The sequence below is a fragment of the Luteimonas sp. A501 genome (assembly GCF_054052085.1).
The window spans coordinates 566459-590066 of sequence record NZ_JBSVRI010000002.1 but is presented as its reverse complement, the minus strand read 5'-3'; the positions used below and the strand labels follow the sequence as shown (position 1 = coordinate 590066).

The window sequence follows — 23608 nt, the reverse complement described above, 5'->3', positions numbered from 1 at the left end:
GCCGCGCGATGTCCACGCCCGGTTTCCTGCCGGCCGATGTCCGCGCGCGCCTGCGGCGGATCGCGATCACCCCGCGACGGGCCCAGGGCGACCGCGGCTTCGGCCTGCACGCCAGCCGCAGCCGCGGCGCCGGCATCGAGTTCGCCCAGTACCGCGCCTACGAGCCCGGCGACGAGCCGCGCCAGGTCGACTGGAAACTCTACGCGCGCTCCGACCGCTGGTTCGTGCGCGAAGCCGAGCGCGACAGCCCGTTGGCGATCTGGATCCTCGTCGATGCCAGCGCGTCGATGGCGCAGGCCGATCGTGCGCGTCCCGACTGGTCAAGGCTGGATGCCGCCCGTGGACTCGCCGCCGCGACCATGGACATCGCGCTGCGCCAGGGCGACCGCTTCGGACTGGCCATGGTGAACGGCGACGGGTTGGCGATGCAGGCGGCCTCGGGCGGAGCGCGACACCGCGACCGCTGCCTGCTCGCACTCGATCGCCTGCAGGCCGATGGCAGCTGGCCGGCCACGGGCGCGCTTGCGCCGCTGCACGGACGCATCGCCCCACGGGATCTGGTGCTGCTGCTGACCGACGGCTTCGATGCGCAGGCGCTGGCGCTGGCCGGGCGCCTGGCGGCGGCGCAGCGCGAGGTCCTTGCGATCCGCCTCCTGACCGTCGAGGAGCGCGACTTCCCCTTCGAACGCGGACACGTCTTCCGCGACGTCGAGGCCGGCACGGAACTCCGCGGTGACGGCGGCGCCATGCGCGCGGACTTCCTGCAGCGCTTTGGCGCCGCACGGCGCGAGCAGGCCGCGCACCTGGCCGCCGCCGGCATCCGCCAGGTGGAATACATGCTCGACGAACCGCTCGACCTGCCGCTGCGGCGCCTGTTCGACGGCGGCGCCGGTGCCGGAGGCGGGGCAGCGTGAGTCCGGCCCTGCTCCTGCCCGCCGGCCTTGCCGCACTGGTCGCGCTCGCCGTGCCGCTGCTGCTGCACCTGGCGCGGCGGGAAGAGCAGCAGCCGGTCGACTTCGCAGCGCTGCGCTGGCTCACGGCACGACTGCGGCCGCGCCAGCGGCTGCGCTTCGAGGAGCGCCTGCTGCTCATCCTGCGGCTGCTGCTCATCGTTCTGCTGGCCCTGCTGATGGCGCGGCCGGTGCTGCCGCTTGCGGGCGGCGGAACGCCGTGGATCGTCGCGGCGCCGGGCGTTGGCGCGGACTCGCTTCGCGACGCCGCGTATTCCAGTGCGGAAGCTGCTGCAGCGGATGCGGGCGGCGATCACGGCAGCAACGACGATGGTGGTTCCACGGACATCCAGCGCCGCTGGTTGGCCCCGGGCTTCCCATCGCTGGACGAAGCTCCGCCACCAACCGACGCCCGGATGACCATCAGCCTGCTGCGCCAACTCGACATGCACATGGCAACCGGTGCCCCGCTGGTCGTGCTGGTGCCACCCGTGCTGGACGGCGTCGATGCCGATCGTCCGCGGCTGTCGCGTCCGGTGGACTGGCGCGTGATTCCCGCGGCCGGCGCGTCGTCGCCCGTCGCCCGGGAGGGAGGCGCCCCGGCATCGCCCGCACCGCGGCTCCTCGTCGAAGACGCCGGGAACGGCACCGCCGCGCGCTACCTGCAAGCCGTGGCTGCCGCCTGGCGGGCAACTCTCGGCGGCGACGGCCTGGACGTGCGCGCGTGGCTCACGCCGGGGGCGCTGCCACCGGAAGCGATTGCATGGATCGAGGCCGGCGGCACTGCGCTGCTCGCCCACGACACGCGGCTGCCGGCGCTGGAAGACGCCGCGTCTTTGTGGGAAGACGAACAGGGCCGACCGCTGCTGCGCGCGGCCGCGCTCGGCAGCGGTCGCGCCCTGCAGTGGACGCGACCGCTGGCCCCCGAGGCGCTCCCGATCCTGCTGGACGCCGACTTCCCGCACCGGCTCCGCGTCGCCATCGAGCCGCCGCCCGCGCCCTCGCGCGTGCTCGCCGCCGAACATGCGCCGCTGCCGGCGGATGTCGGCCCCTGGCCGCAGGCGCTGCGCGAGCTTTCACCCTGGCTGGCGCTGGCCATCGGCCTGCTGTTCCTGTTCGAGCGCTGGCTCGCGGCGGGACCGCGCCGGGAGCGCGGGGCATGAGCAGCGACGCCTTCGGGCAGCTGCTGCGCGCCGCGCGGCGTCGCCGGTTCGCGGCCACGCTGGCACCCGCCCTGCCCTGGGTGGCCGTCGCGACCGTCATCGCCTGGCGCCTCGGCGATGGACGCCCGGCGCTGATCGTGGGCATCGCGTTTGCCGCCCTGCTCCTCGTCTTGGCGCTGGCCCGGTGGTCTTCCCGGGCGCTCGATCACGGCTGGCTGCAGCGCCATCTCGACGCCCGCCATCCACGGCTCGAAGACAGCAGCGCCCTGCTCGCCGTCGATGGGTCACGCCTGCCGCCGCTGGCGCGGCTGCAGCGCGATCGCATCCTGCAGCGACTGCCTTCCGCCGAGGCCGCCGGCGTCCGCGCACCCTGGCCGCTGGCCCGCATCCTGGCCAGCGCCGCGACCGCCGCCCTGCTGATCGCAGCCATCCTGCTGTGGCCGGCCGCATCGTCCCCCGGCACTTCGCCAGGCACGGGCAGCACCCGCACCGCCACGGCCGCCACGCCGGTCGCGATCGAACTGCTCGAACACCGCCTCGGCATCACCCCGCCCGCCTATACCCGCCTGCCCGCGCGTGAGGAAGCAGTCCTGGACGCGAAGGTCCCCGAGGGCACGACGCTGGCCTGGACGCTGCGCTTCAACACTCCGCCCGACGCGGTGGCGCTGGAGTTCGTCGACGGCCGGCGGATCGCGCTCGAACGCGATGGCGAGCACTGGCGCGCCGAAGACGTCGCCGGGCAGCCCGGCCTCTATCGCATCGTCGCCAGCGCTGCCCGGCCCTGGCGTGACGAGGTCCTGCACCGCATCGACGTGATCCGCGACCTCCCGCCATCGATCCGGGTCACCGCACCGGCACAGACCCTCAGCCTGCGCACGCCAGGACAGCGACGCTGGACGCTGGCCTTCGAAGCCGGGGACGACCACGGACTTGCCGCCAGCGCCACGATGCACCTCACCATGACCGAAGGCAGCGGCGAGAACATCCGGTTCCGCGACGACGTCCGCCAGCTCAGCGGGCGCGGCGACCGGCACGGCCGGCGGTTTTCGGAGCAGCTTGATCTCGATGCGCTCGGCCTCGCCGAAGGCGATGACCTGATCGTGTACTTCGTCGTGCACGACAATCGCCCCGGGCGCGCGCAGTCCGCGCGCAGTGCCAGCCACATCCTCCGCTGGCCGCCGCCGCAGGCGCGCGGGGACAGCGGCATGGATGGCGTGCTGCAGAAGGTGTTGCCCGCCTACTTCGCCAGCCAGCGCCGGATCATCATCGATGCCGAGGCCCTGATCGCCGAGCGCCCGCGGCTGCAGGACGAGGCCTTCGGCGCGCGCTCGGATGCGATCGCGGTGGACCAGCGCCTGCTGCGGCTGCGCTACGGACAGTTCCTGGGCGAGGAAAGCGAGGGCGCCCCGACGCTGCCTTCCCGCGGACAGGTCGATGCCGACGACCTGCCGCCACCGCCGATCCTGCTGCCGACCAGCGACGCCGAGGACGAGGCCGACGCATGGCGCGAGATGGTGTCCGCCGCCCGGGACGAGGCCCGCGAACACGGCGACGACAGCGACAGCGGGCATGGCGGACCCGCGGCGACGGGCGACGGACACGACCATGCCTCCGGCGATGCCCCTCCACCGGGCGAACCCGGCCGCAGCGGATTCGGCGAGGCCGGCGACGTGCTCGAGGAATTCGGCCACGTCCACGACATCCCCGAGGCCGCGACCCTGCTCGACCCGAAGACGCGCGCCCTGCTGCGCCGCGCGCTGGGCGAGATGTGGCAGTCCGAACTCGCCCTGCGCCAGGCACGCCCGCGCGACGCGCTGCCGCCTGCGAACCGCGCCCTGGTCCTGGTCAAGGAGATCCAGCAGACCGACCGCATCCATCTCGCACGTACCGGCACCGGACTGCCGCCGGTCGACTTCGGCCGGCGGCTCTCGGGCGATCGCGCGGGCATCGCCAGTCGGCGCGCCCCGCTGGCGCCCGCCCGCCTGGACGAAGACCTGCCCACCAGGCTCTGGCGCGCCCTCGCCACGCCGCCTGGCGAGGCCAGCATCGACCTGGGCGCGCTGTCGGCCTGGCTGGCCGCCAACGGCGAGCAGGGCAGCGATCCGCTGGCGGTGATGGCCGCGGTCGATGCCGTGCAGCGCGACCCCGCCTGCGACGATTGCCGTCAACGCCTCCGCGCCCTGCTCTGGCCGCTGACCCGGCCACCGACGGCGGCGCCGCTCCAGCGCCGCGGTCCCGATGCCGTCGGCAAGGCCTATCTGGATGCGCTGCACGGGGAAGACGGCGAATGAGCCTCGCCACGACCATCGCGCTGGTGCTGGCACTGGCGGCAGTGGCCGGCTCGCTGCGCCGCGCCCTGCGCTGGCGCCACCTGCCCACGCAGCTGCGACCCGGCGCCGGGCATCTCGCCGCCATCCTGCTCCTGCAGTGCGCCTGCGCAGCGCTGCTGTATGCAACCCTGCTGCCGCCCGCGCGCCCGATCGGACAGGCGAGCCTGGTGCTCATGACCGCCGGGACGGACGCGGCGCAGGCGCGCCAAGCGGCGCGTGATGGCGCCCTCCTCGTCGCCCTGCCCGAAGCAGGCAGCGATGCGATCGACGCCGCGGTGGCGCGGCGCGTGCCCGACCTCGCCACGGCGCTGCGCCTGCATCCGCAGGCGGATCGCCTGCACGTCCTGGGGAGCGGACTGGAAGCGCGCGATCGCGAGGCCACGCAGGGCCTGCCGGTCACGTTCGACCCGCCACCGCTGCCGCCGGGCCTCGTCGAACTGCATGCGCCGGCGCGCGTGGCCAGCGGAGGCGTGCTGCGCGTCGCCGGCCGCGTGCAGGATGCGGCAGCGCGCCGCGTGGAACTGCTCGACCCCGCCGGCACCGTCCAGGACCGCGCCACACCGGACGACGAGGGCCGCTTCCGGCTGCTGGCGCCCGTACGGGCATCCGGCCCCGCCATCTACAGGCTGCGGCTCGAGGGCGAGGTCGAAGCCGAAGCCGAAATTCCCGTCGACCCGCGCCCTGGCGACGGCGCACGCCTGCTGCTGCTCTCGGGCGCACCCAGTCCGGAGTTGAAATACCTGCGGCGCTGGGCCAGTGACGCCGGCCTGTCCCTGCACAGCCGCATGGCACTGGGCGGCGGCGTAGCCCTGGGCGACCCGCCGCCCGCCTTCGACCCGGACAGCCTGTCGGACTTCGACCTGGTCATCGTCGACGAGCGCGGCTGGAACGGCCTGGGAGCACCCGCGCGCCGCGCCCTGCTTGCCGCGGTCGGGCAAGGCCTGGGCCTGATGCTTCGCATCAGCGCCGCGCCCGACGCCGCCACGCGCGATGCCCTGCGCCAACTCGGCTTCACGCTCGGACCGGTTGATCCCGCGCTGGATGCCAATGTGTTCCTGGAGGCAGGCGATGCGTCCACGGCCGATGCCACCACTACCGCTACCGCGGCCAGTCCCCTACCCGCCAGCGACGCCACGAACGAAGCCCCCCCTCCGCTCGCACGCCAGCCGCATCCGATCCTCGCCGACGGCTCGGTGTCCCTGCTCGACGACGCCTCCGGCACGTCGCTTGCGCACTGGCGCCCGTCGGGACGCGGCCGGATCGCGATCTGGAACCTCGACCAGAGCTTCCGCCTCGTGCTCACCGGGCACGGCCGGCGACACGCCCGCCTGTGGAGCGAAGCGACGGCCACGCTCGCCCGCGCCGGCGCCGCCAGGGCGCCGCGCTTCGACGGCATCGCTCGCGCCGGCCGGCGTGCCACGCTCTGCGACTTCGCGCCCGGTTCCGACCTGGTCGCCCCGGATGGCAGCCGCCTGCATCCGCAGGCCGATCCCCTTGCCGCCGGCTGCGCCGCGGTATGGCCGCGCGACAGCGGCTGGCACCGCGCGGGCCAAGGCGAGGCCGCACCCATGCTGTACGTGCACGCGTCCGATGCACTGCCGGGCCTCGCTGCGCGAACGCGGCGGGACGCCACGCTGCGCCTGGCCGTGACCGCTCCGCCCCCGGACGTCGGCGCCGGAGACAGGCCCACGCCGTTCACCGACGCCGGCCCGCGCTGGCCCTGGTTCCTGGCCTGGCTGCTGGCCGCCGCAGCGCTGTGGTGGCTGGAGCGTGCCGCACGCCGGCGTCCGCATTCTTGAATGCGCCGGATTGGTGGAGGCCAGCGCCACGTCGGCGTGGCCGGACAACGCAAAAAAAAGGGCCGCATCGCTGCGGCCCTTCGTTTGCCTGGGTGATGGATCCGGAGATCAGCCCCGCAGCGGCACCACGCGGATCTCGACGCGGCGATTCTGCGCGCGGCCCTGCTCGGTCGAGTTGTCGGCGATCGGCATGGTCTTGCCGAAGCCCACGATCTCGAAGCGCTCGCGCTGCAGGCCCTGCCCGATCAGGTAGTTGCCCACCGAGTTCGCACGCTGCTCGGAGATGCGCTGGTTGACCGCGTCACCGCCGACGTTGTCGGTATGGCCGGCGACCTCGACGATGGTCTGGTTGTAGTCGGCAAGCGTCGCGGCGACGTTGTTGAGCGCCGGGTAGAACTGCGGCTTCAGTTCGGTCTTGTTGAAATCGAAGGTCACGCCGTCGGGCAGGTTGAGCTTGATCACGTCGCCCTCGCGGTCGACGACGATGCCCGTGCCTGCGGTCTGGCGACGCAGCTCGGCCTCCTGTCGGTCCTGGTAGACGCCCACGGCACCACCGGCCAATCCACCGACGCCGGCACCGACCAGGGCGCGCTGGCGGCGCTCGGTGGCGTCGGAACCGCTCAGCAAACCGGCAACCGCACCGATGCCCGCGCCGACCAGGGCACCCGTGCGGGTCCTGTTCGGATCGTTCGGATCGCTGGTCTGGCCCGTGTAGGTCGCGCAGCTGGTGAGCATGACTGCGCTGGTGGCAAGACTGACAAGCAGGATTCGGGGCGAATTGCGCATGGGAGGCTCCTGTATGGGCGCTCGGCGCCCGGATAAGTGAACGCGGCCAAGCTACCCGCGTCCGCGTCCCGGCGGAGTGATGGCCCTAAGCCTATTCAGTTTTCGTATAGCCGGCGCCGCGATAGACGCGCGGTATGCGGTCGTTGAGTCCGACCAGGATTTCGTAGGGAATCATCCCGGCAGCTTCGGCCACCCCTTCCACGCGCAGCTCTGCATCACCCTGGCGCCCGAGCAGCACCACCTCGTCCTCGTTCCAGGCGCTGTCCTGGCCGATATCGACCATGAACTGATCCATGCACACCCGCCCCACGATCGGATATCGCCGGCCGCCTATCAGCACCCGGCCGCGGGACGAAAGCGCCCGCGGGAAGCCATCGCCGTAGCCGATGGGTACCGTCACCACGCGCGTGTCGTCGCCGGGCGCCCAGGTTGCGCCGTAGCTCACCGTGTGGCCTGCCCGGACCACCTTGAAGTACACCACCCGCGAAACCAGGGACATCGCAGGCTCGACCGGCACGGCGGGACGGGCGCCGGCGCCCGGCAGCACGCCGTACAGCAGGATTCCGGGGCGCACCATGTCGAGCCGCGTTTCCGGGAAATGGAGGATGCCGCCGGAGTTGGCGATGTGTCGCGGCGGCGTCGGCGCACCGATGCGCGCGAAGTGCGCGCAGGCCTCGTCGAAACGTGCCAGTTGCAGTGCGGTCATCGGCGAATCGGGTTCATCCGAGCTGGCGAGATGCGAGTAGATCCCGGCCAGTCCGATCCACTGCGAGGCCACCGCGGCCTGGATGAAGGGCCCGGCGCTCCAGGCGTGCACCCCGACGCGCTCCATGCCGGTATCGACCTTGAGGTGCACCGTCGCGCGACGCCCCAGCGCCTCAGCGGCGGCCTCGACCTGGCGCAGCTTCTCCAGCGACGACACCGTGATGGCCAGGTCGTGGGCGATGTACTGCGCAACCTGCGGGCCGAAGATCCCGCCCAGCACCAGGATCGGCACGGTGATGCCCGCGCGGCGCAGCGCGATGCCCTCTTCCGGGAACGCGACGCCGAGCTGCTCCACGCCCTGTTCCTGCAGGTGCCGCGCCACAGGAACCAGGCCGTGGCCGTAGGCGTTGGCCTTGACGATGGCCATCACCGGCACGCCGGCGTGGGCGCGGATCGCCTGCAGGTTGCTGGCGATGCGGTCGAGGTCGACCAGGATCCGCGTCGGGCGCTCGGCCGCGTGCAGGCTCACGCGCGGCTACTCGAAGCTGCCGACCGAATCGTGGGAAAGGTTGTCGAAGCGGGTGTATTCGCCGAAGAACTTCAGCTTCACCGACCCCGTGGGGCCGTTGCGCTGCTTGCCGATGATCACTTCGGCCAGGCCCTTGTCCGGCGAGTTTTCCTTGTTGTAGTAGTCGTCGCGGTAGATGAAGACGATCACGTCGGCGTCCTGTTCGATCGCGCCGGACTCGCGCAGGTCGGCCATCACCGGGCGTTTGTCGGTACGCGTTTCCAGCGAGCGGTTGAGCTGCGACAGCGCCAGCACCGGAACGTTGAGCTCCTTCGCCAGCCCCTTGAGCGAGCGCGAGATTTCCGAGATCTCGGTGGCGCGGTTCTCCTTGTTGCCGGGCACCGCCATCAGCTGCAGGTAGTCGATCACGATCAGGCCCAGGCCGTGCTCGCGCTTGAGCCGCCGCGCCTTGGCGCGCAGCACGTCGGGCGACAGCGCCGGGGTGTCGTCGATGAAGATCCTGGTTTCCTTCAGCAGCCGGATCGCGCTGGAAATACGGCTCCAGTCCTCGTCCTCGAGCTGGCCGGTGCGCAGGCGGGTGGCGTTGACCCGACCCACCGACGAAATCAGGCGCAGCGCAAGCTGGCTGGCCGACATTTCCATCGAGAACACCGCGACCGGCTTCTTGGTCTTCATCGCCGCGTACTCGGCGATGTTGAGCGCCAGCGTGGTCTTGCCCATGGCCGGGCGCGCCGCGAGGATCAGGAGGTCGGTCGGCTGCAGGCCGGCGGTCATCTCGTCGAACTCCACGTAGCCGGTGGGCAGGCCGGTGATGCCGCCGCCGTTGGCATAGCGCGTCTGCAGGACGTCGAAGGCCTCGGCCATGGCCTGGTTGACCGCGGTGAAGTCGCTGCGGCCGCGATTGCCGGCTTCGGCGATGGCGAACACTTCCTGCTCGGCCTTGGCCAGCAGCTCCGCGCTCTCGCGGCCTTCGGGCTGGAACCCGTCGTTGACGATTTCCGTGCCGACCTCGATCAGCTGCCGCAGCACGGCCTTGTCGCGCACGATCTCGGCATAGGCGACGATGTTGGCGGCGGACGGCGTGGTGGTGGCGAGCTCGACCAGGTAGGCGCCACCGGCGACGAGCTCCGAATGGCCCTGGGACTCGAACCACTCGCCCAGCGTCACCGCGTCGAAGGGCCGGCTGCGATCGGCGAGCTCCTTGATGGCGCGGAAGATCAGCTGGTGGTCGCGACGGTAGAAGTCATCCTCGACAAGCTGGTCGCCGACGCGGTCGTAGGCCTCGGGCGACAGCATCAGGCCACCGAGCACCGCCTGCTCGGCTTCGACCGACTGCGGCGGCACGCGCAACTGCTCGATCCGGGCTTCGCCGCGACCCTGGAAGTCCCGGTCCTTCGGCTGGAAGCCGGCTCGTGCGCTCATCGGTATCGGGACTCCCCTGCGGGGGCCATCAGTGCGGCCCCTTGTTCTGTATCGGACTGACATCGTAGTCGCCTCCGCGCCCGAAGCGTTGCAGACAACCCTGTGGATAACCGGTGGGCATCGCAGCAGGCGAGACCGCAGGCACCCTGAAACGACGACGGGCGCCCTTCGGCGCCCGTCGCGTGATTCCGGCGGTGAGGCCGTATCAGTTGGCTTCAGGCTCGATCACCACCTTGACGGTGGTCTCGACGTCGGCGTGCAGGTGCACGATGACCTCGAACTCGCCGATGGTGCGGAACGCACCCTCGCCCATCACCACCTCGGACTTGTTGACCGGCGTGCCGGCCTTGGTCAGCGCCTCGGCGATATCGCGCGGGCCGACCGAACCGTACAGCTTGCCCTCGGTGGAGGCGTTGGCGTAGATCGTGACGCTGGCGTCCTCGAGCGCGGCCAGGCGCTTGTTGGCGTCGTCCAGCTGGCCTGCGGCCTTGGCCTCGTACTCGGCGCGGCGCGCCTCGAACCCGGCCATGTTGGCGGCGGTGGCCGGCACGGCCTTGCCCTGCGGCATCAGGAAGTTGCGGCCGTAGCCCGGCTTCACGCTGACCTTGTCGCCAAGGTTGCCGAGGTTGATGACCTTCTCGAGAAGGATCAGATCCATGGGGTATCTCCGTATTCGTTAGCGGCGCGCAGGCGCGCCGCAACCGGTGCTGTCCGAACGGACGGTGGCCGGGCCGCCCATGACGGGCGGCCTCGGGATCAGATGTTGTGGTTGTCGGTGTACGGGATCAGGGCCAGGAAGCGCGCGCGCTTGACGGCGGTGGCGAGCTGGCGCTGGTACTTCGCCTTGGTGCCGGTGATGCGGCTGGGGACGATCTTGCCGTTCTCGGTCACGTTCTGGCGCAGGGTGTTGAGATCCTTGTAATCGATCTCCTTGACACCCTCGGCGGTGAACTTGCAGAACTTGCGGCGGCGGAAGAATTTGGACATGTGCGTGATCCTCAGTCGGCTTCGGAGTTGTCGGCAGGCTCGGCGGCGGGCTTTTCCTTCTCGCCCTCGCCCTCGCTCTCACCCTCGTCGTCACGGCGACGGCGTTCGCCGCGCTCCGGACGGTCGGTCTTCTCCGGCTTCTCGTCCTTGTTCTTCATGATCAGGGACTGCTCGGTCTCGGCCTCTTCGCGGCGGACCACGAGGTGGCGCAGGACGGCGTCATTGAAGCGGAAGCCTTCGATCAGCTCGTCGAGCACGGACTGGCCGACCTCGATGTTGAGCATCACGTAGTGGGCCTTGACCAGGTTGTCGATCGGATACGCCAACTGGCGGCGGCCCCAGTCCTCGAGGCGATGGATCTTGCCTTCGGCACCTTCGATCAGGGTCTTGTAGCGCTCGACCATGGCCGGCACCTGCTCGCTCTGGTCCGGATGGACCAGGAACACGATTTCGTAGTGACGCATGTGTTGTTCCTTGTGGATATCGGCCGCGCGGCATGCCGCGGGCCCGGATAGCCCCCGGGACGGTCCAGGCGGACGCCGTGGGGCAAGGGTCTCCCGCAAAACGGGAGCCGAACAGTATGGCACTGCCACGAGCCCTCGGCAACTCTGTAGGAGCAGCTACAGGCGCGACCCGCCCTACCACCATCCCCATCCACCCTTTCGACGGGGACATTTGGACCGGCTCCTGGAGGCGCGCGATACGGCGACTGGTGGGTACTCCGTGGGCTGTCCCGCTGCGCGGGCCTTTATGCCCACTACGCACCCCCCAGCCGCCTCGCGGCGCTTGGCCGCGAGTCGCCAAAAAAGCAAAAGCGCTGCGCTCTTCTCGCTGCTCCCCGCCGTGGAAACGTCGAAAAGGCGCTGCGCTCTTGGCTCTTCCACCGATTCACCTCAGCGCTGGCAGCGGAGGGTGGGCGGGTATTCCGCCGGCAACCAAGGGCAGCTCCACCGCGACGCCGGCGGAGTACCCGCCCATCCTCCGCCCCCGCGGACTACGATCAAACACTGCGGCTGCGCCTGAGACCGCTTCCCAACTGCGTCAGGCCGCCTTGTCAGCGTCCGTAGTAAAGCTCTCGCCACAGCCACATGCCGCAGCCGCCTTCGGGTTGCTGAACGTGAACTGCTCGTTCAGGCCCTGCTTCAGGAAGTCCATCTGCGTCCCGTCGACCAGCTCCAGGCTGTCGGCATCGACAAAGATGCGCACCCCGTCCTGCTCGAACACCGTATCCCCGGCCTGTTCATCGCGCGCCAGGTCGACCGCATAGCCCCAGCCGGAGCAGCCCGTGCGGCGCACGCCGAAGCGCAGCCCGAGGGCGTCGGGTGCCGAAGCGAGATAGCCCTTCACGCGTTCAAGGGCGGCGGGAGCAAGAGTGATGGCCATGGCGTCGATTGTACTCCGAAGGGGCAGGTACGCCCGGGATGCGTCCGGTAAACTGCACAACAAGTATCGGTCCCCTCCCCAAGGATTCAAGGCATGACGGTGGTCAGCGTCGAACATGCGCTCTCGGGCAAACTGCCCGCCGGCGGCGAAGTCACGGTCCGCGGCTGGGTGCGCACCCGCAGGGACTCCAAGGCAGGCCTGAGCTTCGTCAACGTCAGCGACGGCTCCTGCTTCGCCCCCGTGCAGGTGGTCGCGCCCAGCGCGCTGCCCAACTACGAGGACGAAGTGAAGCGCCTGACCGCCGGCTGCGCGGTCATCGCGACCGGCGTCCTGGTGCCCTCCCAGGGGCAGGGCCAGGGCTTCGAGATCCAGGCCACCGCGATCGAAGTGGTCGGCTGGGTGGACGACCCGGAAACCTATCCGATCCAGCCCAAGGCGCACTCGCTGGAATTCCTGCGCGAAGTCGCCCACCTGCGCCCGCGCACCAACCTGTTCGGCGCCGTCACCCGGATCCGCCACTGCCTGGCGCAGGCCGCGCACCGCTACTTCCACGAGAACGGCTATTTCTGGGTCAACACCCCGATCATCACCACCTCCGACGCCGAAGGCGCCGGGCAGATGTTCCGCGTGTCCACCCTGGACATGGCCAACCTGCCGCGCGGCAAGGACGGCGCGGTCGACTTCAGCCGCGACTTCTTCGGCAAGGAGACCTTCCTTACCGTCTCCGGCCAGCTCAACGTCGAAGCCTTCGCCCTGGCGATGAGCAAGGTCTACACATTCGGCCCGACCTTCCGCGCCGAGAACAGCCACACCACCCGCCACCTGGCCGAGTTCTGGATGATCGAGCCGGAGATCGCCTTCGCCGACCTCGACGACACCGCGCGCATCTCCGAAGAGTTCCTGAAGTACCTGTTCCGCGCCGTGCTCGACGAACGCGGCGACGACATGGCCTTCATTGCCGAGCGCGTGCAGAAGGACGCGATCACGCGCCTGGAGGGTTTCGTCAACGCGCCGTTCGAACGCATCGAATACGGCGACGCGATCACCCTCTTGCAGAAGTCCGGCCACAAGTTCGACTTCCCGGTCGAATGGGGCCTGGACCTGCAGACCGAGCACGAACGCTGGCTGACCGAGCAACACGTCGGCCGCCCGGTGGTGGTCACCAACTACCCCGAGCACATCAAGGCCTTCTACATGCGCCTCAACGACGACGGGAAAACCGTCGCCGCGCTGGACGTGCTGGCGCCGGGCATCGGCGAGATCATCGGCGGCTCGCAGCGCGAGGAGCGCCTGGACGTGCTCGACGCGCGCATGGACCAGTTCGGCCTCGACCGTGAGCTGTACGACTGGTACCGCGACTTCCGCCGCTACGGCACCGTGCCGCACGCCGGCTTCGGCCTCGGCTTCGAGCGCCTGGTGGTCTACGTCTGCGGCCTGTCCAACATCCGCGACGCGATCCCCTACCCGCGCGCGCCCGGCACCGCGGAGTACTGAGGCCGTGCTGCTGTTCCTTGCCCTGTGCTTCGTCGGCATCGCCATCGCCGGCGCCTGCGCGTACATCATCTTCTGGCCGCTGTCGCTGGTGCACCTGCGCGATCGCCACCCGGACGTGCGCGAACGCCTCGGCGACGGCGCTTTCCTGAAACCTGCCGTGATGTGGTGGCTGCTGGGAGGCGGGTACCGCGACACCCGCGACCCGACCTTCACCGGCCTGGCCACGCCGGCGCGCATCGCGCTGTCGACGGTGATCTTCGGCCTGGGCGGCGCCGCCATCATGTGGCTGTGGTCGGTGGCGCTGTCATGACCGGCCCGATGGACACGGCGCAGCGCGACGAATGGTGGCTGGCGAGCCTCGGCCGGATCGTGATCTGGGCGCGGCTGCGCGTGCGCGAGGCCGGCACCGCCGAAGTCCTCGACAGCGATGGCAACACCCTGGTCTATGAAAGCGAGGACACTGCGCGCGCGATGCTGCTCGACGCCGAGTTCGTGGCCCTGGAGGGCATCGACGAGGCCGACGCGGCCGAACGCGGCTTCATGCTCGACGAACTCGCGCCACCGAAGGGCGATGACGACACCGTCCTGCAGGCCGGCATGGTGCAGACGCTGCGCGGCGGAAAGGCCTGACCAGCACAACCCCACGGCTTCAATGGAGGACAGCATGGATCTCGATCTCAAGGGGCGTCATGCCCTGGTCTGCGGCGCTTCGGAAGGCATCGGCCGCGCCACCGCACTTGAACTGGCCGCGCTTGGCGCGAGTGTCACCGTGCTGTCCCGCCGCGAAGAAGCGCTGCGCGAGGTGATCGACGGGCTCGCCGCGGGCGACGGCCGCGAACACCGCCTGGTCGTGGCCGACAGCGCGGACACCGACGGCCTGCAAAAGGCCGTGGCCTCGGTGGTCGCCCGGCGCCCGGTGCACATCCTGGTCAACAACACCGGTGGTCCGCCGGGCGGCCCGCTGGCCGACGCGTCGCTGGCGGCCTTCGAGGAGGCCTTCCGTCGCCACCTGCTCGCCAACCAGGTGCTGCTGCAGGCGGTGCTGCCGGGCATGCGCGGGGCGCGCTGGGGGCGCATCGTCAACGTCGTCTCGACCTCGGTGCGCGAGCCGATCGCGGGCCTGGGCGTGTCCAACACGACCCGCGGCGCGGTGGCTTCCTGGGCCAAGACCCTGTCGCGCGAACTCGCGCCCGACGGCATCACCGTCAACAACGTGCTGCCGGGCTTCACCGAAACCGGGCGCATCCGCCAGATCATCAGCGACCGCGCGGGCAAGGAAGGCCGCAGCGAGGACGACATCCGCCGCGACATGGAGGCCGCGATCCCGGCTCGCCGCTTCGCCACCGCCGACGAGACCGGCGGCGTCATCGCCTTCCTGTGCTCGCCGGCCGCGGCCTACGTCAACGGCGTCAGCCTGGCGGTGGACGGCGGGCGCATGGCCTCGATCTGAGGCCGTGCCCGAAGGCCCGGAGATCCGCCGTGCCGCCGACCGCCTCGCCGCGGCGGCGGTCGGTGAACCGCTGGTCCGCGTTGAGTTCGCGTTCCCCGAGCTGAAGCGCTTCGAGCGCGAACTGGTCGGCCATCGCATCGAGTCGATCACAGCGCGCGGCAAGGCACTGCTCACCCGCTTCGATCACGGCTGGACGCTGTACAGCCACAACCAGCTGTACGGCGTCTGGAAAGTCGCAAACGCAGGCGAGCGCCCGGAGGGCAAGCGCTCGCTGCGCGTGGCCCTGGAAACGGCCGGGAGCGCGATCCTGCTGTACTCCGCATCCGACGTCTCGATGTGGCGCAGCGACGAGGTCGAATCGCATCCCTTCCTGCAGGGGCTCGGCCCCGACGTGCTCGACCCTGCGCTGGACGCCGCCGCGGTGGCCGCGCGCCTGCGGTCGCCGGCCTTCCGCGGCCGTGCGCTGGGTGGGCTGCTGCTCGACCAGGGCTTCCTTGCCGGCATGGGCAACTACCTGCGCTCGGAGGTGCTGTTCGTCGCCGGGCTGCGGCCGGAGCGACGGCCGAAGGATCTCGACGCCACGACCAGCGCACGCCTGGCACAGGCGCTGATCGAGATCCCGCGGCTGAGCTACGCCACCCGCGGCATCGCACCGGCCGACCGCATGCGCGACGACTACCTCACCGATACGCCGGACGCCTATCGCTTCCAGGTCTTCGGCCGCGACGGCCAGCCCTGTCCCGCCTGCGGCGCCGCGATCGAACGTATGAGCGCGGGATCGCGCCGGCTCTACCTCTGCCAAGCCTGCCAGGCCTGACGACCCGGGCCGCCGCAGGTAAGCTTGCGGGATGCGACGCTATCCACACGTCATAGGCGGCAGGACCCGAGACACCGCCAGCGGTCGCTGGCGCGACGTATTCGATCCAGCCACCGGACAGGCGTATGCCGAAGTAGCGGACGGTGATTCAGGCGATGTAGACGCGGCGGTTGACGCGGCTATGGAGGCCTTCCCCGCCTGGTCCGGGCTACGCAACAGCGAACGTTCGCAGCACCTGGAACGTCTGGCGGCGGCCCTTGAGGCGCGCACCGACGACTTCGCCCATGCCGAGGCCCGCGATGGCGGCAAGCCCTTCGCCTTGGCCCGCGACGCGGAGATCCCGCGAGCAGTGTCCAACCTGCGCTTCTTCGCCCACGCGGCCACGCAGTTCTCCAGCGAATCGCACCACGGCGAAGCCGGCCTGAACTACACCCTGCGCCAGGCCTTGGGCGTGGTCGGGACGATCTCGCCCTGGAACCTGCCGCTGTACCTCTTCACCTGGAAGATCGCGCCGGCGCTGGCCGCGGGCAACACCGTGGTCGCAAAGCCGTCCGAGGTCACGCCGGCGACCGCGACCATGCTCGGCGAACTGGCGCTCGAAGTCGGGTTGCCGCCCGGCGTGCTCAACGTGATCCACGGCGGCGGTCCCGAAGTCGGCGAAGCGATCGTCCGCCACGCCGCGGTCAAGGCGATCTCCTTCACCGGCAGCACTGCGGTCGGCAAGCGCATCGCCGGTATCGCCGGGCCGCTGCTGAAGAAGGTGTCGCTGGAGCTCGGAGGCAAGAACCCGACCCTGGTCTTCGCCGACAGCGACTGGCGCGACCACCTCGACACCATCGTCCGCTCCGCGTTCCAGAACAGTGGCCAGATCTGCCTGTGCGGCTCCCGCATCCTGGTCGAACGCACGGTGTACGCCGAGTTCCGCGAAGCCTTCGTGGCGCGCGCGCTGGCGCTGCGACCGGGTGATCCCATGGACAGCGACGCAGACTTCGGGCCGCTGGTTTCGCAGGCGCACTTCGACAAGGTGGTCGCCGCGATCACGCGCGCCCGGGACGAGGGCGGCCAGCTGCTGTGTGGCGGGGTGGCGCTGGAGCGTCCGGGCTGGTTCGTGGCGCCCACGGTGATCGAAGGCCTGGGTCCCGGCCGCGCCAGCAACCGCGAAGAGATCTTCGGGCCCGTCGCCACCCTGCAGCCCTTCGACGACGACGACCACGCACTGGCGCTGGCCAATGCCGGCGACTACGGCCTGGCGGCCTCGGTCTGGACCCGCGACCTGGCCCGCGCGCACCGCTTCGGCGCGCAGCTGCGTGCGGGCATCGTCTGGATCAACGCCTGGCTGGTGCGCGACCTGCGCACGCCGTTCGGCGGCATGGGCCAGTCCGGCCTCGGCCGCGAAGGCGGCCTGGACGCCATGCGCTTCTTCACCGAACCGCGCAACATCTGCATCGCGACCTGAGCATCGTCCCCACTTCCCCGCCCCCACGGATTCCCATGTACAGACTGCACGACCTCCTCGAACGCAACCGAATCTGGGCCGAACGCGTCGAGGCCGAGGACCCCGGCTTCTTCACCCGGCTGTCGAAGATCCAGAAGCCGAAGTACCTGTGGATCGGTTGCTCCGACTCGCGCGTGCCGGCCAACCAGATCATCGACATGAACCCGGGCGAGGTCTTCGTGCACCGCAACGTCGCGAACGTCGTGGTGCATACCGACCTCAACTGCCTGTCGGTGATCCAGTACGCCATCGACGTGCTCGAGGTCGAGCACATCCTGATCGTCGGCCACTACGGCTGTGCCGGCGTGGGTGCAGCGCTCACAAGCGAGCGCGTGGGCCTGGCCGACAACTGGATCCGCCACGTCAAGGACGTCAAGCACAAGCACCGCGCCATCGTCGAGGCGATCGACGACGACGGCATCCGCCACGACCGCCTGTGCGAACTCAACGCGCTGGAGCAGATGATCAACGTCTGCGAATCGACCGTGGTCCGCGAGGCCTGGGCGCGCGGGCAGAAGCTCGCGGTGCACGCCTGGGTGTACTCGCTGCGCAACGGCCGGGTGCACGACCTCGGCCTGTCGATCGACTCGGCCGCGGCGTTGCCGGAGCAATACGAGCCGGCGCTGGAGCGCATCCGCGACGACCGGGAGGACCGCTGAGGTGGGCGAGCGCGTCGTTCGTACCGACACCGCGCCGAAGCCGGTCGGCGCCTACCCGCACGCACGCCGCGTGGGCGGGCTGCTGTTCCTGTCCGGCATCGGTCCGCGCGACCCGGCCACCGACGCGATTCCCGGCAACGACTACTTCGCCGACGGTCGCGTGCGCGACTACGACATCACCGCACAGGCCCGCGCCGTGTTCGCCAACGTCCGCGCGGTGCTCGAGGCCAGCGGCGCGCGCTGGGAGGACCTGGTCGACGTGACCGTCTACCTCACCGACATGGCGCGCGACTTCAAGGCCTACAACGCGGCCTGGGCCGAACACTTCCCGGACCTCGCCAGCGCGCCCTGCCGCACCACGCTGGGCATCACCGCGCTGCCGACGCCGATCGCGATCGAGCTGAAGTGCGTGGCGGCCCTGCCGCCACTGCGCGACTGAAGCCTCCACGGGAGACCGACCATGATTCCCGCACCGCTGAACTTCCAGAAATGGATCGATGACAACCGCCACCTGCTGAAGCCGCCGGTGGGCAACAAGTGCATCTACGACGGCGACTTCATCGTGATGGTGGTCGGCGGCCCGAACGCGCGCACCGACTACCACTGGGAAGAAGGCCCGGAGTGGTTCCACCAGCTCGAAGGCGAGATGGTGCTGCGCATCCAGGAGGACGGGAAGGTGCGCGACGTGCCGATCCGCGCCGGCGAGACCTTCCTGCTGCCGCCGCGCGTGCCGCACTCGCCGCAGCGCGCCGAAGGATCCATCGGTCTGGTGATCGAGCGCCGCCGCCTGGCGCACGAGGACGACGGCCTGATGTGGTTCTGCGAGGCCTGCAACGAGAAGGTCTACGAGGAGTTCTTCCACCTCGAGGACATCGAACAGGACTTCTTCCGCGTATTCGAGAATTTCTACCGCAGCGATGCACTGCGCACCTGCAAGGCCTGCGGCCATCTCAACCCGAGGCCGACGCGGTATGAGATGCAGGCGGACTCGCAAGCGGACATCACCTGAACTTCGGACAAGTAGCTGACCCCGGTCCATGCTGGCCCCGCGGCTTGCGCCACCGCCATCCAGCATGGTATTACCTTCGCAATCAAAGTAATACCGAGCCAGCCATGGACACCACGATCACCGTCAAGGGCCAGGTCACCATCCCCAAGCGCCTGCGCGACGCCCTTGATCTCACGCCTGGAAGCCAGGTGGAGTTCGTGGTCAACCGCGACGGCGAAGTCGTGGTGCGCAAAGCCGGTGGCGACCGGCCGGGCCGGCGAACGCGACCCGATCGCTTCGAAGCGGCTCGCGGCACGGCACAGGTGAAGTGGCGCACCGACGAGCTCATGGCCCTGCTGCGCGACTGAGCCGCGTGATCCTGGTCGACACCAATGTCCTGATCGACGTCCTCGAGGATGATCCTGATTGGGCGGACTGGTCTGTCGGCCAGCTTCGGGCGCAGTCCCAGTTGCGTACGCTCACCATCAACCCCGTCATCTACGCCGAGCTTTCGCTGGCCTTCGAATCACCCGACGCGCTCGACGCGGCAATTGCCGGCTTGGGCGTCGCACTGCAGGAGATCCCGCGGCCGGCGCTGTTCCTCGCCGGCAGGGCCTTCGTCCGCTATCGGCGTCGCGGCGGCTCGCGGCACAATGTGCTGGCCGATTTCTTCATCGGTGCCCATGCCGCAGTCGCGGGCTGCGGCATCCTCACCCGCGACGTGCGCCGATACCGCGACCATTTCCCGACGGTGAAGCTGATCGCACCGGAGAGTGTCTGAATGCTCAAGATCGACATCCACGCCCATTACCTTCCCCGCGACTGGCCGGACCTCGCCCGCAAGTACGGCGACGACCGCTTCCCCGTCATCCATCACACCGACGACGGCCGCCACCGCATCTACAAGGACGGGCGCTTCTTCCGCGAGATCTGGTCGAAGACCTGGGACGCGCAGGAGCGCATCGACGACTACGCGCGCTTTGGCGTGCAGGTTCAGGTGATCAGCACCGTGCCCGTCATGTTCAGCTACTGGGCCAAACCCAACCAGGCGCTGGAGCTGCACCAGGCGCTCAACGACCACATGGCCGAAACCTGCCGCGCGCATCCACGCCACTACGCCGGCATCGGCACAGTGCCGCTGCAGTCGCCGCGGCTGGCGGTGCAGGAGCTTGAACGCTGCATGGACGAACTCGGCCTGCAGGGCGTGCAGATCGGCTCGCACATCCAGCTGTCGGATGGCCGCCACTGGAACCTCGACGCGCCGGAGCTGTTCCCGTTCTTCGAAGCCGCCGCCGAACTTGGCGCCGCGATTTTGGTGCACCCCTGGGACATGATGGGCACCGACACCATGCCCAAATACTGGCTGCCGTGGCTGGTGGGCATGCCCGCCGAACAGTCGCGCGCGGCGTGTTCGCTGGTGTTCGGCGGCGTGCTGGAACGCCTGCCGAAGCTGAAGATCTGCATGGCGCACGGCGGCGGCAGCTTCCCCTACACCATCGGCCGCATCGAGCACGGCTTCAACATGCGCCCGGACCTGGTGGCCACCGACAACCCGCGCAACCCGCGCGAATACCTCTCGCGCCTGTACTTCGACTCCTGGGTCGCCGACCGCCGCGCGCTCGAATACCTGATCGAAACCTGCGGCGTCGACCGTGTGATGCTGGGCACCGACTACCCCTTCCCGCTCGGCGAGCAGCAACCCGGCGCCGGCATCGACGCCCTCGACCTCGACGATGCCGGCCAGGCCCGCCTCTACAACGGCACCGCGCTGGAGTGGCTGGGCTTGTCACGGTCCAGGTTTGCATGAAGAGCGTTTTTGGCCACGGATCTACGCGGATAAACGCGGATCAAGCGAAAAGACTTTTTGAAATGCGCCTTCCATCCATCTGCTTTTGCCCTATCCGCGTTCATCCGCGTAGATCCGTGGCAAAAAAGGCTTTCCCATGACCGACCAGCACACCGACCAACACGCCGCCGCGCTCGACGAGACTGACCCGCTCCGCGGGCTGCGCGCGGAGTACCACCTCCCACACCACGAAGGTCGCGAGCAGGCGTATTTCTGCGGCAACTCGTTGGGGCTGCAGCCGCGTTCGGCGCGGGCGCACGTGGTCGATGTGCTCGACAAGTGGGCGGCGGAAGCGGTGGAGGCGCATTTCACCGGGACCACGCAGTGGATGCCCTACCACGCGCTGCTGCGCGAGCCGCTGGCGCGGGTGGTGGGCGCGGAGCCGGAAGAAGTGGTGGCGATGAACTCGCTGACCGCCAACCTGCATTTCATGATGGTCAGCTTCTACCGGCCCACGCGCGAGCGGCCGGCGATCCTGATGGAGGCCGGTGCGTTCCCGTCCGACCGCTATGCGCTGGAATCGCAGGTCCGCTTCCACGGCTTCGATCCGGCGACGGACCTGATCGAACTCGAGGCCGACCAGCCCGAAGGCACGTTCTCGATGGAGGCGATCGCGCGCGCCATCGAGGCGCACGGGCCGCGGCTGGCGCTGGTGCTGTGGCCGGGCGTGCAGTACCGCAGCGGCCAGGCCTTCGACGTCGCGGAGATCACGCGCCTGGGGCATGCCGCCGGCGCGATGGTGGGCTTCGACCACGCGCATGCCGCCGGCAACCTGGCGCTGCGCCTGCACGACGACGGCCCGGACTTCGCGGTCTGGTGCCACTACAAATACATGAACGCCGGTCCCGGCGCGGTGGCCGGCTGCTTCGTGCATGCGCGGCACGCGCGCACCGCGCGCCCGCGCTTCGCCGGCTGGTGGGGACACGAGGAGGCCACGCGCTTTCGCATGGAGCCGAATTTCGAGCCGACGCCCGGCGCCGACGGCTGGCAGCTGAGCAATCCGCCGATCCTCGGCCTGGCGCCGCTGCGCGGCTCGCTGGAGCTGTTCGACCGCATCGGGATGGATGCGCTGCGCACGAAGTCGCGGTCGCTGACCGGCTACCTGGAAACGCTGATCGAGCAGCGGCTGGCCGGATCGCTGGATATCGTCACCCCGCGGGATCCCGCGCAGCGCGGCGCCCAGCTTTCCCTGCGGGTGCTCGAGGGTCGCGGACTGCGAGGTCGCGAGGCCGGGCGCTCGCTGTTCGAGTCGCTGTCGACGCAGGGCGTGCTGGGTGACTGGCGCGAGCCCGACGTGATCCGGATTTCGCCAGCGCCGATGTACAACAGCCACGCCGACGTGCTGCGCTTCGTGCGCGCCGCCGAGGCCTGGCGCGAGGGCAAGGCATGAGCGGGGACACGCGCGAAGCCACCATCGTCGGCGCCGGGCTCGCCGGCGCGCTGATGGCCACCCTGCTCGCCCAGCGCGGCTGGAAGGTCGAGGTCTACGAAAGCCGCGGCGACCCGCGCGTGCACGGCTTTGCCGGCGGGCGTTCGATCAACCTGGCCCTGGCCGAGCGCGGCCTGCACGCGCTGCGCGCCGCCGACGCCGACCGCGACGTGCTCGCGCAGGCGGTGATGATGCGCGGACGCATGGTGCATCCGCTCGAGGGAACGCCGCAGCTGCAGCGCTATGGCCGCGACGACAGCGAAGTGATCTGGTCGGTCAGCCGCGGCGAGCTCAACATCACCCTGATCAACGCGGCCGAGGCCGCCGGCGCCAGGCTGCACTTCGACCGCCGCCTCGAGGCCGTGGATTTCACTGCGCGACGCGCCTTCTACCGCGGCGGCGGCGAACTGCATCGCGTGGGATTCAACACCCTGATCGGATGCGACGGCGCCGGCTCCACGCTGCGTGCCCAGATGCAGCAGCACGGCGACCTCGGCGAGCGCACCGAATGGCTCGGCCACGGCTACAAGGAGCTGGAGATCCCGCCCTCCACTGGCGGCGACTTCCGCATCGAGCCCAACGCGCTCCACATCTGGCCGCGCGGCCGCTACATGTGCATCGCCCTGCCCAACGACGAACGCACGTTCACCGTCACCCTGTTCATGGCAATGGAGGACGAAGGCCACGGCGATCCGAGCTTCGAGACCGTGGTCGATGCCGCCGGCGCGCGCGCCCTGTTCGAGCGCGACTTCGCCGACACCCTGCCCCTGATCCCCGAGCTCGGCCACGACTTCGAAGCCAACCCGATCGGAAGCCTGGGCACCCTGTACCTGGACCGTTGGCACGTGGGCGGTGACGCGGTGCTGATCGGCGATGCCGCGCACGCGATGGTGCCCTTCCACGGCCAGGGCATGAACTGCGCCTTCGAGGACTGCGTGGCGCTTGCGACGCAGCTTGATGCCTCACCGGACCTCGCAGCGGCCTACGCCGCCTTCGAGGCCGAGCGAATGCCCGACGCCACCGCTATCCAGCGCATGGCGCTCGACAACTACATAGAGATGCGCGACCTGGTCGACGACGCCGACTATCTGCTGCAGCGCGAGCTGGAGCTGACGCTGCAGGCCCGCCACCCGACCCGCTTCATCCCGCACTACGCGATGGTCACCTTCATGCGCATCCCCTACTCGGTGGCGCTGGAGCGCAGCGAGGTGCAGCGCGGCATCCTCGAAGCCGCGACCCGCGGGCTGGTGCGCGTGGACGACGTGGACCTGGAGGCGACTGATCGCGAGATCCTGCGTCTCCTGCCGCCGCTGGAGGACACCCCATGATTTTCCCTGCGCACAACACCGGACCTGCAGGAGCAGCTATAGCTGCGA

The 23608-nt window shown here is 69.9% G+C and carries 25 protein-coding genes; 18 read left to right on the top strand and 7 right to left on the bottom strand.

The annotated features are described in order from the left end of the window. The first annotated feature begins 8 nt into the window (after positions 1-8). The 4 genes from ACW7G5_RS09190 to ACW7G5_RS09175 are packed head-to-tail and all read left to right on the top strand — an operon-like array spanning position 9 to position 6242. Positions 9-914, top strand: a complete 906-nt coding sequence (locus ACW7G5_RS09190; protein ID WP_457003799.1) for a DUF58 domain-containing protein — start codon at positions 9-11, stop codon at positions 912-914. Continuing rightward, positions 911-2113: a BatA domain-containing protein gene (locus ACW7G5_RS09185; RefSeq protein WP_457003797.1), complete on the top strand. Its 1203-nt coding sequence runs from the start codon at positions 911-913 to the stop codon at positions 2111-2113. The genes ACW7G5_RS09190 and ACW7G5_RS09185 overlap by 4 nt, the downstream gene beginning before the upstream one ends. After that, positions 2110-4404: a hypothetical protein gene (locus tag ACW7G5_RS09180; RefSeq protein WP_457003796.1), complete on the top strand. Its 2295-nt coding sequence runs from the start codon at positions 2110-2112 to the stop codon at positions 4402-4404. Before ACW7G5_RS09185 ends, ACW7G5_RS09180 begins: the two co-directional genes overlap by 4 nt. Beyond that, positions 4401-6242, top strand: a complete 1842-nt coding sequence (locus ACW7G5_RS09175) for a carboxypeptidase regulatory-like domain-containing protein (protein WP_457003795.1) — start codon at positions 4401-4403, stop codon at positions 6240-6242. Before ACW7G5_RS09180 ends, ACW7G5_RS09175 begins: the two co-directional genes overlap by 4 nt. Positions 6243-6350: 108 nt before the next feature. Here ACW7G5_RS09175 and ACW7G5_RS09170 read toward each other — a convergent pair whose 3' ends face one another. The 7 genes from ACW7G5_RS09170 to ACW7G5_RS09140 all read right to left on the bottom strand — a co-directional run bounded on the left by ACW7G5_RS09170 (position 6351) and on the right by ACW7G5_RS09140 (position 12054). After that, positions 6351-7028: an OmpA family protein gene (locus ACW7G5_RS09170; protein ID WP_457003794.1), complete on the bottom strand. Its 678-nt coding sequence runs from the start codon at positions 7026-7028 to the stop codon at positions 6351-6353. A gap of 91 nt (positions 7029-7119) precedes the next feature. Continuing rightward, entirely contained in the window at positions 7120-8262 is a 1143-nt protein-coding gene (alr, locus tag ACW7G5_RS09165) for an alanine racemase (protein ID WP_457003792.1), read from the bottom strand. Between the two features lie 6 nt (positions 8263-8268). Continuing rightward, entirely contained in the window at positions 8269-9684 is a 1416-nt protein-coding gene (locus tag ACW7G5_RS09160) for a replicative DNA helicase (RefSeq protein WP_457003791.1), read from the bottom strand. 205 nt (positions 9685-9889) lie between these two features. Further along, positions 9890-10342 (bottom strand): 50S ribosomal protein L9, encoded by a 453-nt coding sequence (gene rplI / locus ACW7G5_RS09155; protein ID WP_457003789.1) that lies wholly within the window; start codon positions 10340-10342, stop codon positions 9890-9892. 98 nt (positions 10343-10440) lie between these two features. After that, positions 10441-10671, bottom strand: coding sequence for a 30S ribosomal protein S18 (gene rpsR, locus ACW7G5_RS09150; protein WP_343254345.1), 231 nt, complete (start codon positions 10669-10671; stop codon positions 10441-10443). 11 nt (positions 10672-10682) lie between these two features. Then, positions 10683-11135: a 30S ribosomal protein S6 gene (gene rpsF / locus ACW7G5_RS09145; protein ID WP_457003787.1), complete on the bottom strand. Its 453-nt coding sequence runs from the start codon at positions 11133-11135 to the stop codon at positions 10683-10685. Between the two features lie 577 nt (positions 11136-11712). Next, on the bottom strand, positions 11713-12054 hold the full coding sequence (locus ACW7G5_RS09140) for a HesB/IscA family protein (RefSeq protein WP_457003785.1): 342 nt from the start codon (positions 12052-12054) through the stop codon (positions 11713-11715). Between the two features lie 93 nt (positions 12055-12147). Between ACW7G5_RS09140 and asnS the strand changes: the two genes are divergently transcribed. From asnS to ACW7G5_RS09070, 14 genes are all read left to right on the top strand, one after another. After that, complete coding sequence (asnS, locus tag ACW7G5_RS09135) at positions 12148-13548, top strand: asparagine--tRNA ligase (RefSeq protein ID WP_457003783.1); 1401 nt, start codon at positions 12148-12150, stop codon at positions 13546-13548. A gap of 4 nt (positions 13549-13552) precedes the next feature. Next, the gene (locus tag ACW7G5_RS09130) at positions 13553-13858 is read left to right on the top strand and encodes a hypothetical protein (RefSeq protein WP_457003781.1); all 306 of its coding nucleotides are present in this window, start codon (positions 13553-13555) and stop codon (positions 13856-13858) included. After that, positions 13855-14178 (top strand): hypothetical protein, encoded by a 324-nt coding sequence (locus ACW7G5_RS09125; RefSeq protein WP_457003779.1) that lies wholly within the window; start codon positions 13855-13857, stop codon positions 14176-14178. The genes ACW7G5_RS09130 and ACW7G5_RS09125 overlap by 4 nt, the downstream gene beginning before the upstream one ends. Positions 14179-14212: 34 nt before the next feature. Continuing rightward, positions 14213-14998, top strand: coding sequence for an SDR family oxidoreductase (locus ACW7G5_RS09120; protein ID WP_457003777.1), 786 nt, complete (start codon positions 14213-14215; stop codon positions 14996-14998). A 4-nt stretch (positions 14999-15002) separates the two neighbouring features. After that, positions 15003-15815, top strand: coding sequence for an endonuclease VIII (nei, locus tag ACW7G5_RS09115; RefSeq protein WP_457003776.1), 813 nt, complete (start codon positions 15003-15005; stop codon positions 15813-15815). A 31-nt stretch (positions 15816-15846) separates the two neighbouring features. Continuing rightward, a complete protein-coding gene (locus ACW7G5_RS09110) occupies positions 15847-17271 on the top strand; it encodes an aldehyde dehydrogenase (protein WP_457003774.1) in 1425 nt (474 codons plus the stop codon). Positions 17272-17306: 35 nt separating this feature from the next. Next, the gene (gene can, locus ACW7G5_RS09105) at positions 17307-17969 is read left to right on the top strand and encodes a carbonate dehydratase (protein ID WP_457003772.1); all 663 of its coding nucleotides are present in this window, start codon (positions 17307-17309) and stop codon (positions 17967-17969) included. A gap of 1 nt (position 17970) precedes the next feature. After that, positions 17971-18408, top strand: coding sequence for a RidA family protein (locus ACW7G5_RS09100; RefSeq protein ID WP_457003771.1), 438 nt, complete (start codon positions 17971-17973; stop codon positions 18406-18408). Between the two features lie 21 nt (positions 18409-18429). After that, on the top strand, positions 18430-18978 hold the full coding sequence (locus tag ACW7G5_RS09095; protein ID WP_457003769.1) for a 3-hydroxyanthranilate 3,4-dioxygenase: 549 nt from the start codon (positions 18430-18432) through the stop codon (positions 18976-18978). A gap of 104 nt (positions 18979-19082) precedes the next feature. Beyond that, a complete protein-coding gene (locus ACW7G5_RS09090) occupies positions 19083-19325 on the top strand; it encodes an AbrB/MazE/SpoVT family DNA-binding domain-containing protein (RefSeq protein ID WP_457003767.1) in 243 nt (80 codons plus the stop codon). A gap of 5 nt (positions 19326-19330) precedes the next feature. After that, positions 19331-19738, top strand: a complete 408-nt coding sequence (locus ACW7G5_RS09085; protein ID WP_457003766.1) for a type II toxin-antitoxin system VapC family toxin — start codon at positions 19331-19333, stop codon at positions 19736-19738. After that, positions 19739-20764, top strand: a complete 1026-nt coding sequence (locus ACW7G5_RS09080) for an amidohydrolase family protein (RefSeq protein WP_457003764.1) — start codon at positions 19739-19741, stop codon at positions 20762-20764. Positions 20765-20900: 136 nt separating this feature from the next. Then, a complete protein-coding gene (gene kynU / locus ACW7G5_RS09075; RefSeq protein WP_457003762.1) occupies positions 20901-22193 on the top strand; it encodes a kynureninase in 1293 nt (430 codons plus the stop codon). Beyond that, entirely contained in the window at positions 22190-23560 is a 1371-nt protein-coding gene (locus ACW7G5_RS09070; RefSeq protein ID WP_457003760.1) for an FAD-dependent oxidoreductase, read from the top strand. Before kynU ends, ACW7G5_RS09070 begins: the two co-directional genes overlap by 4 nt. The last annotated feature ends 48 nt before the right edge of the window (positions 23561-23608 follow it).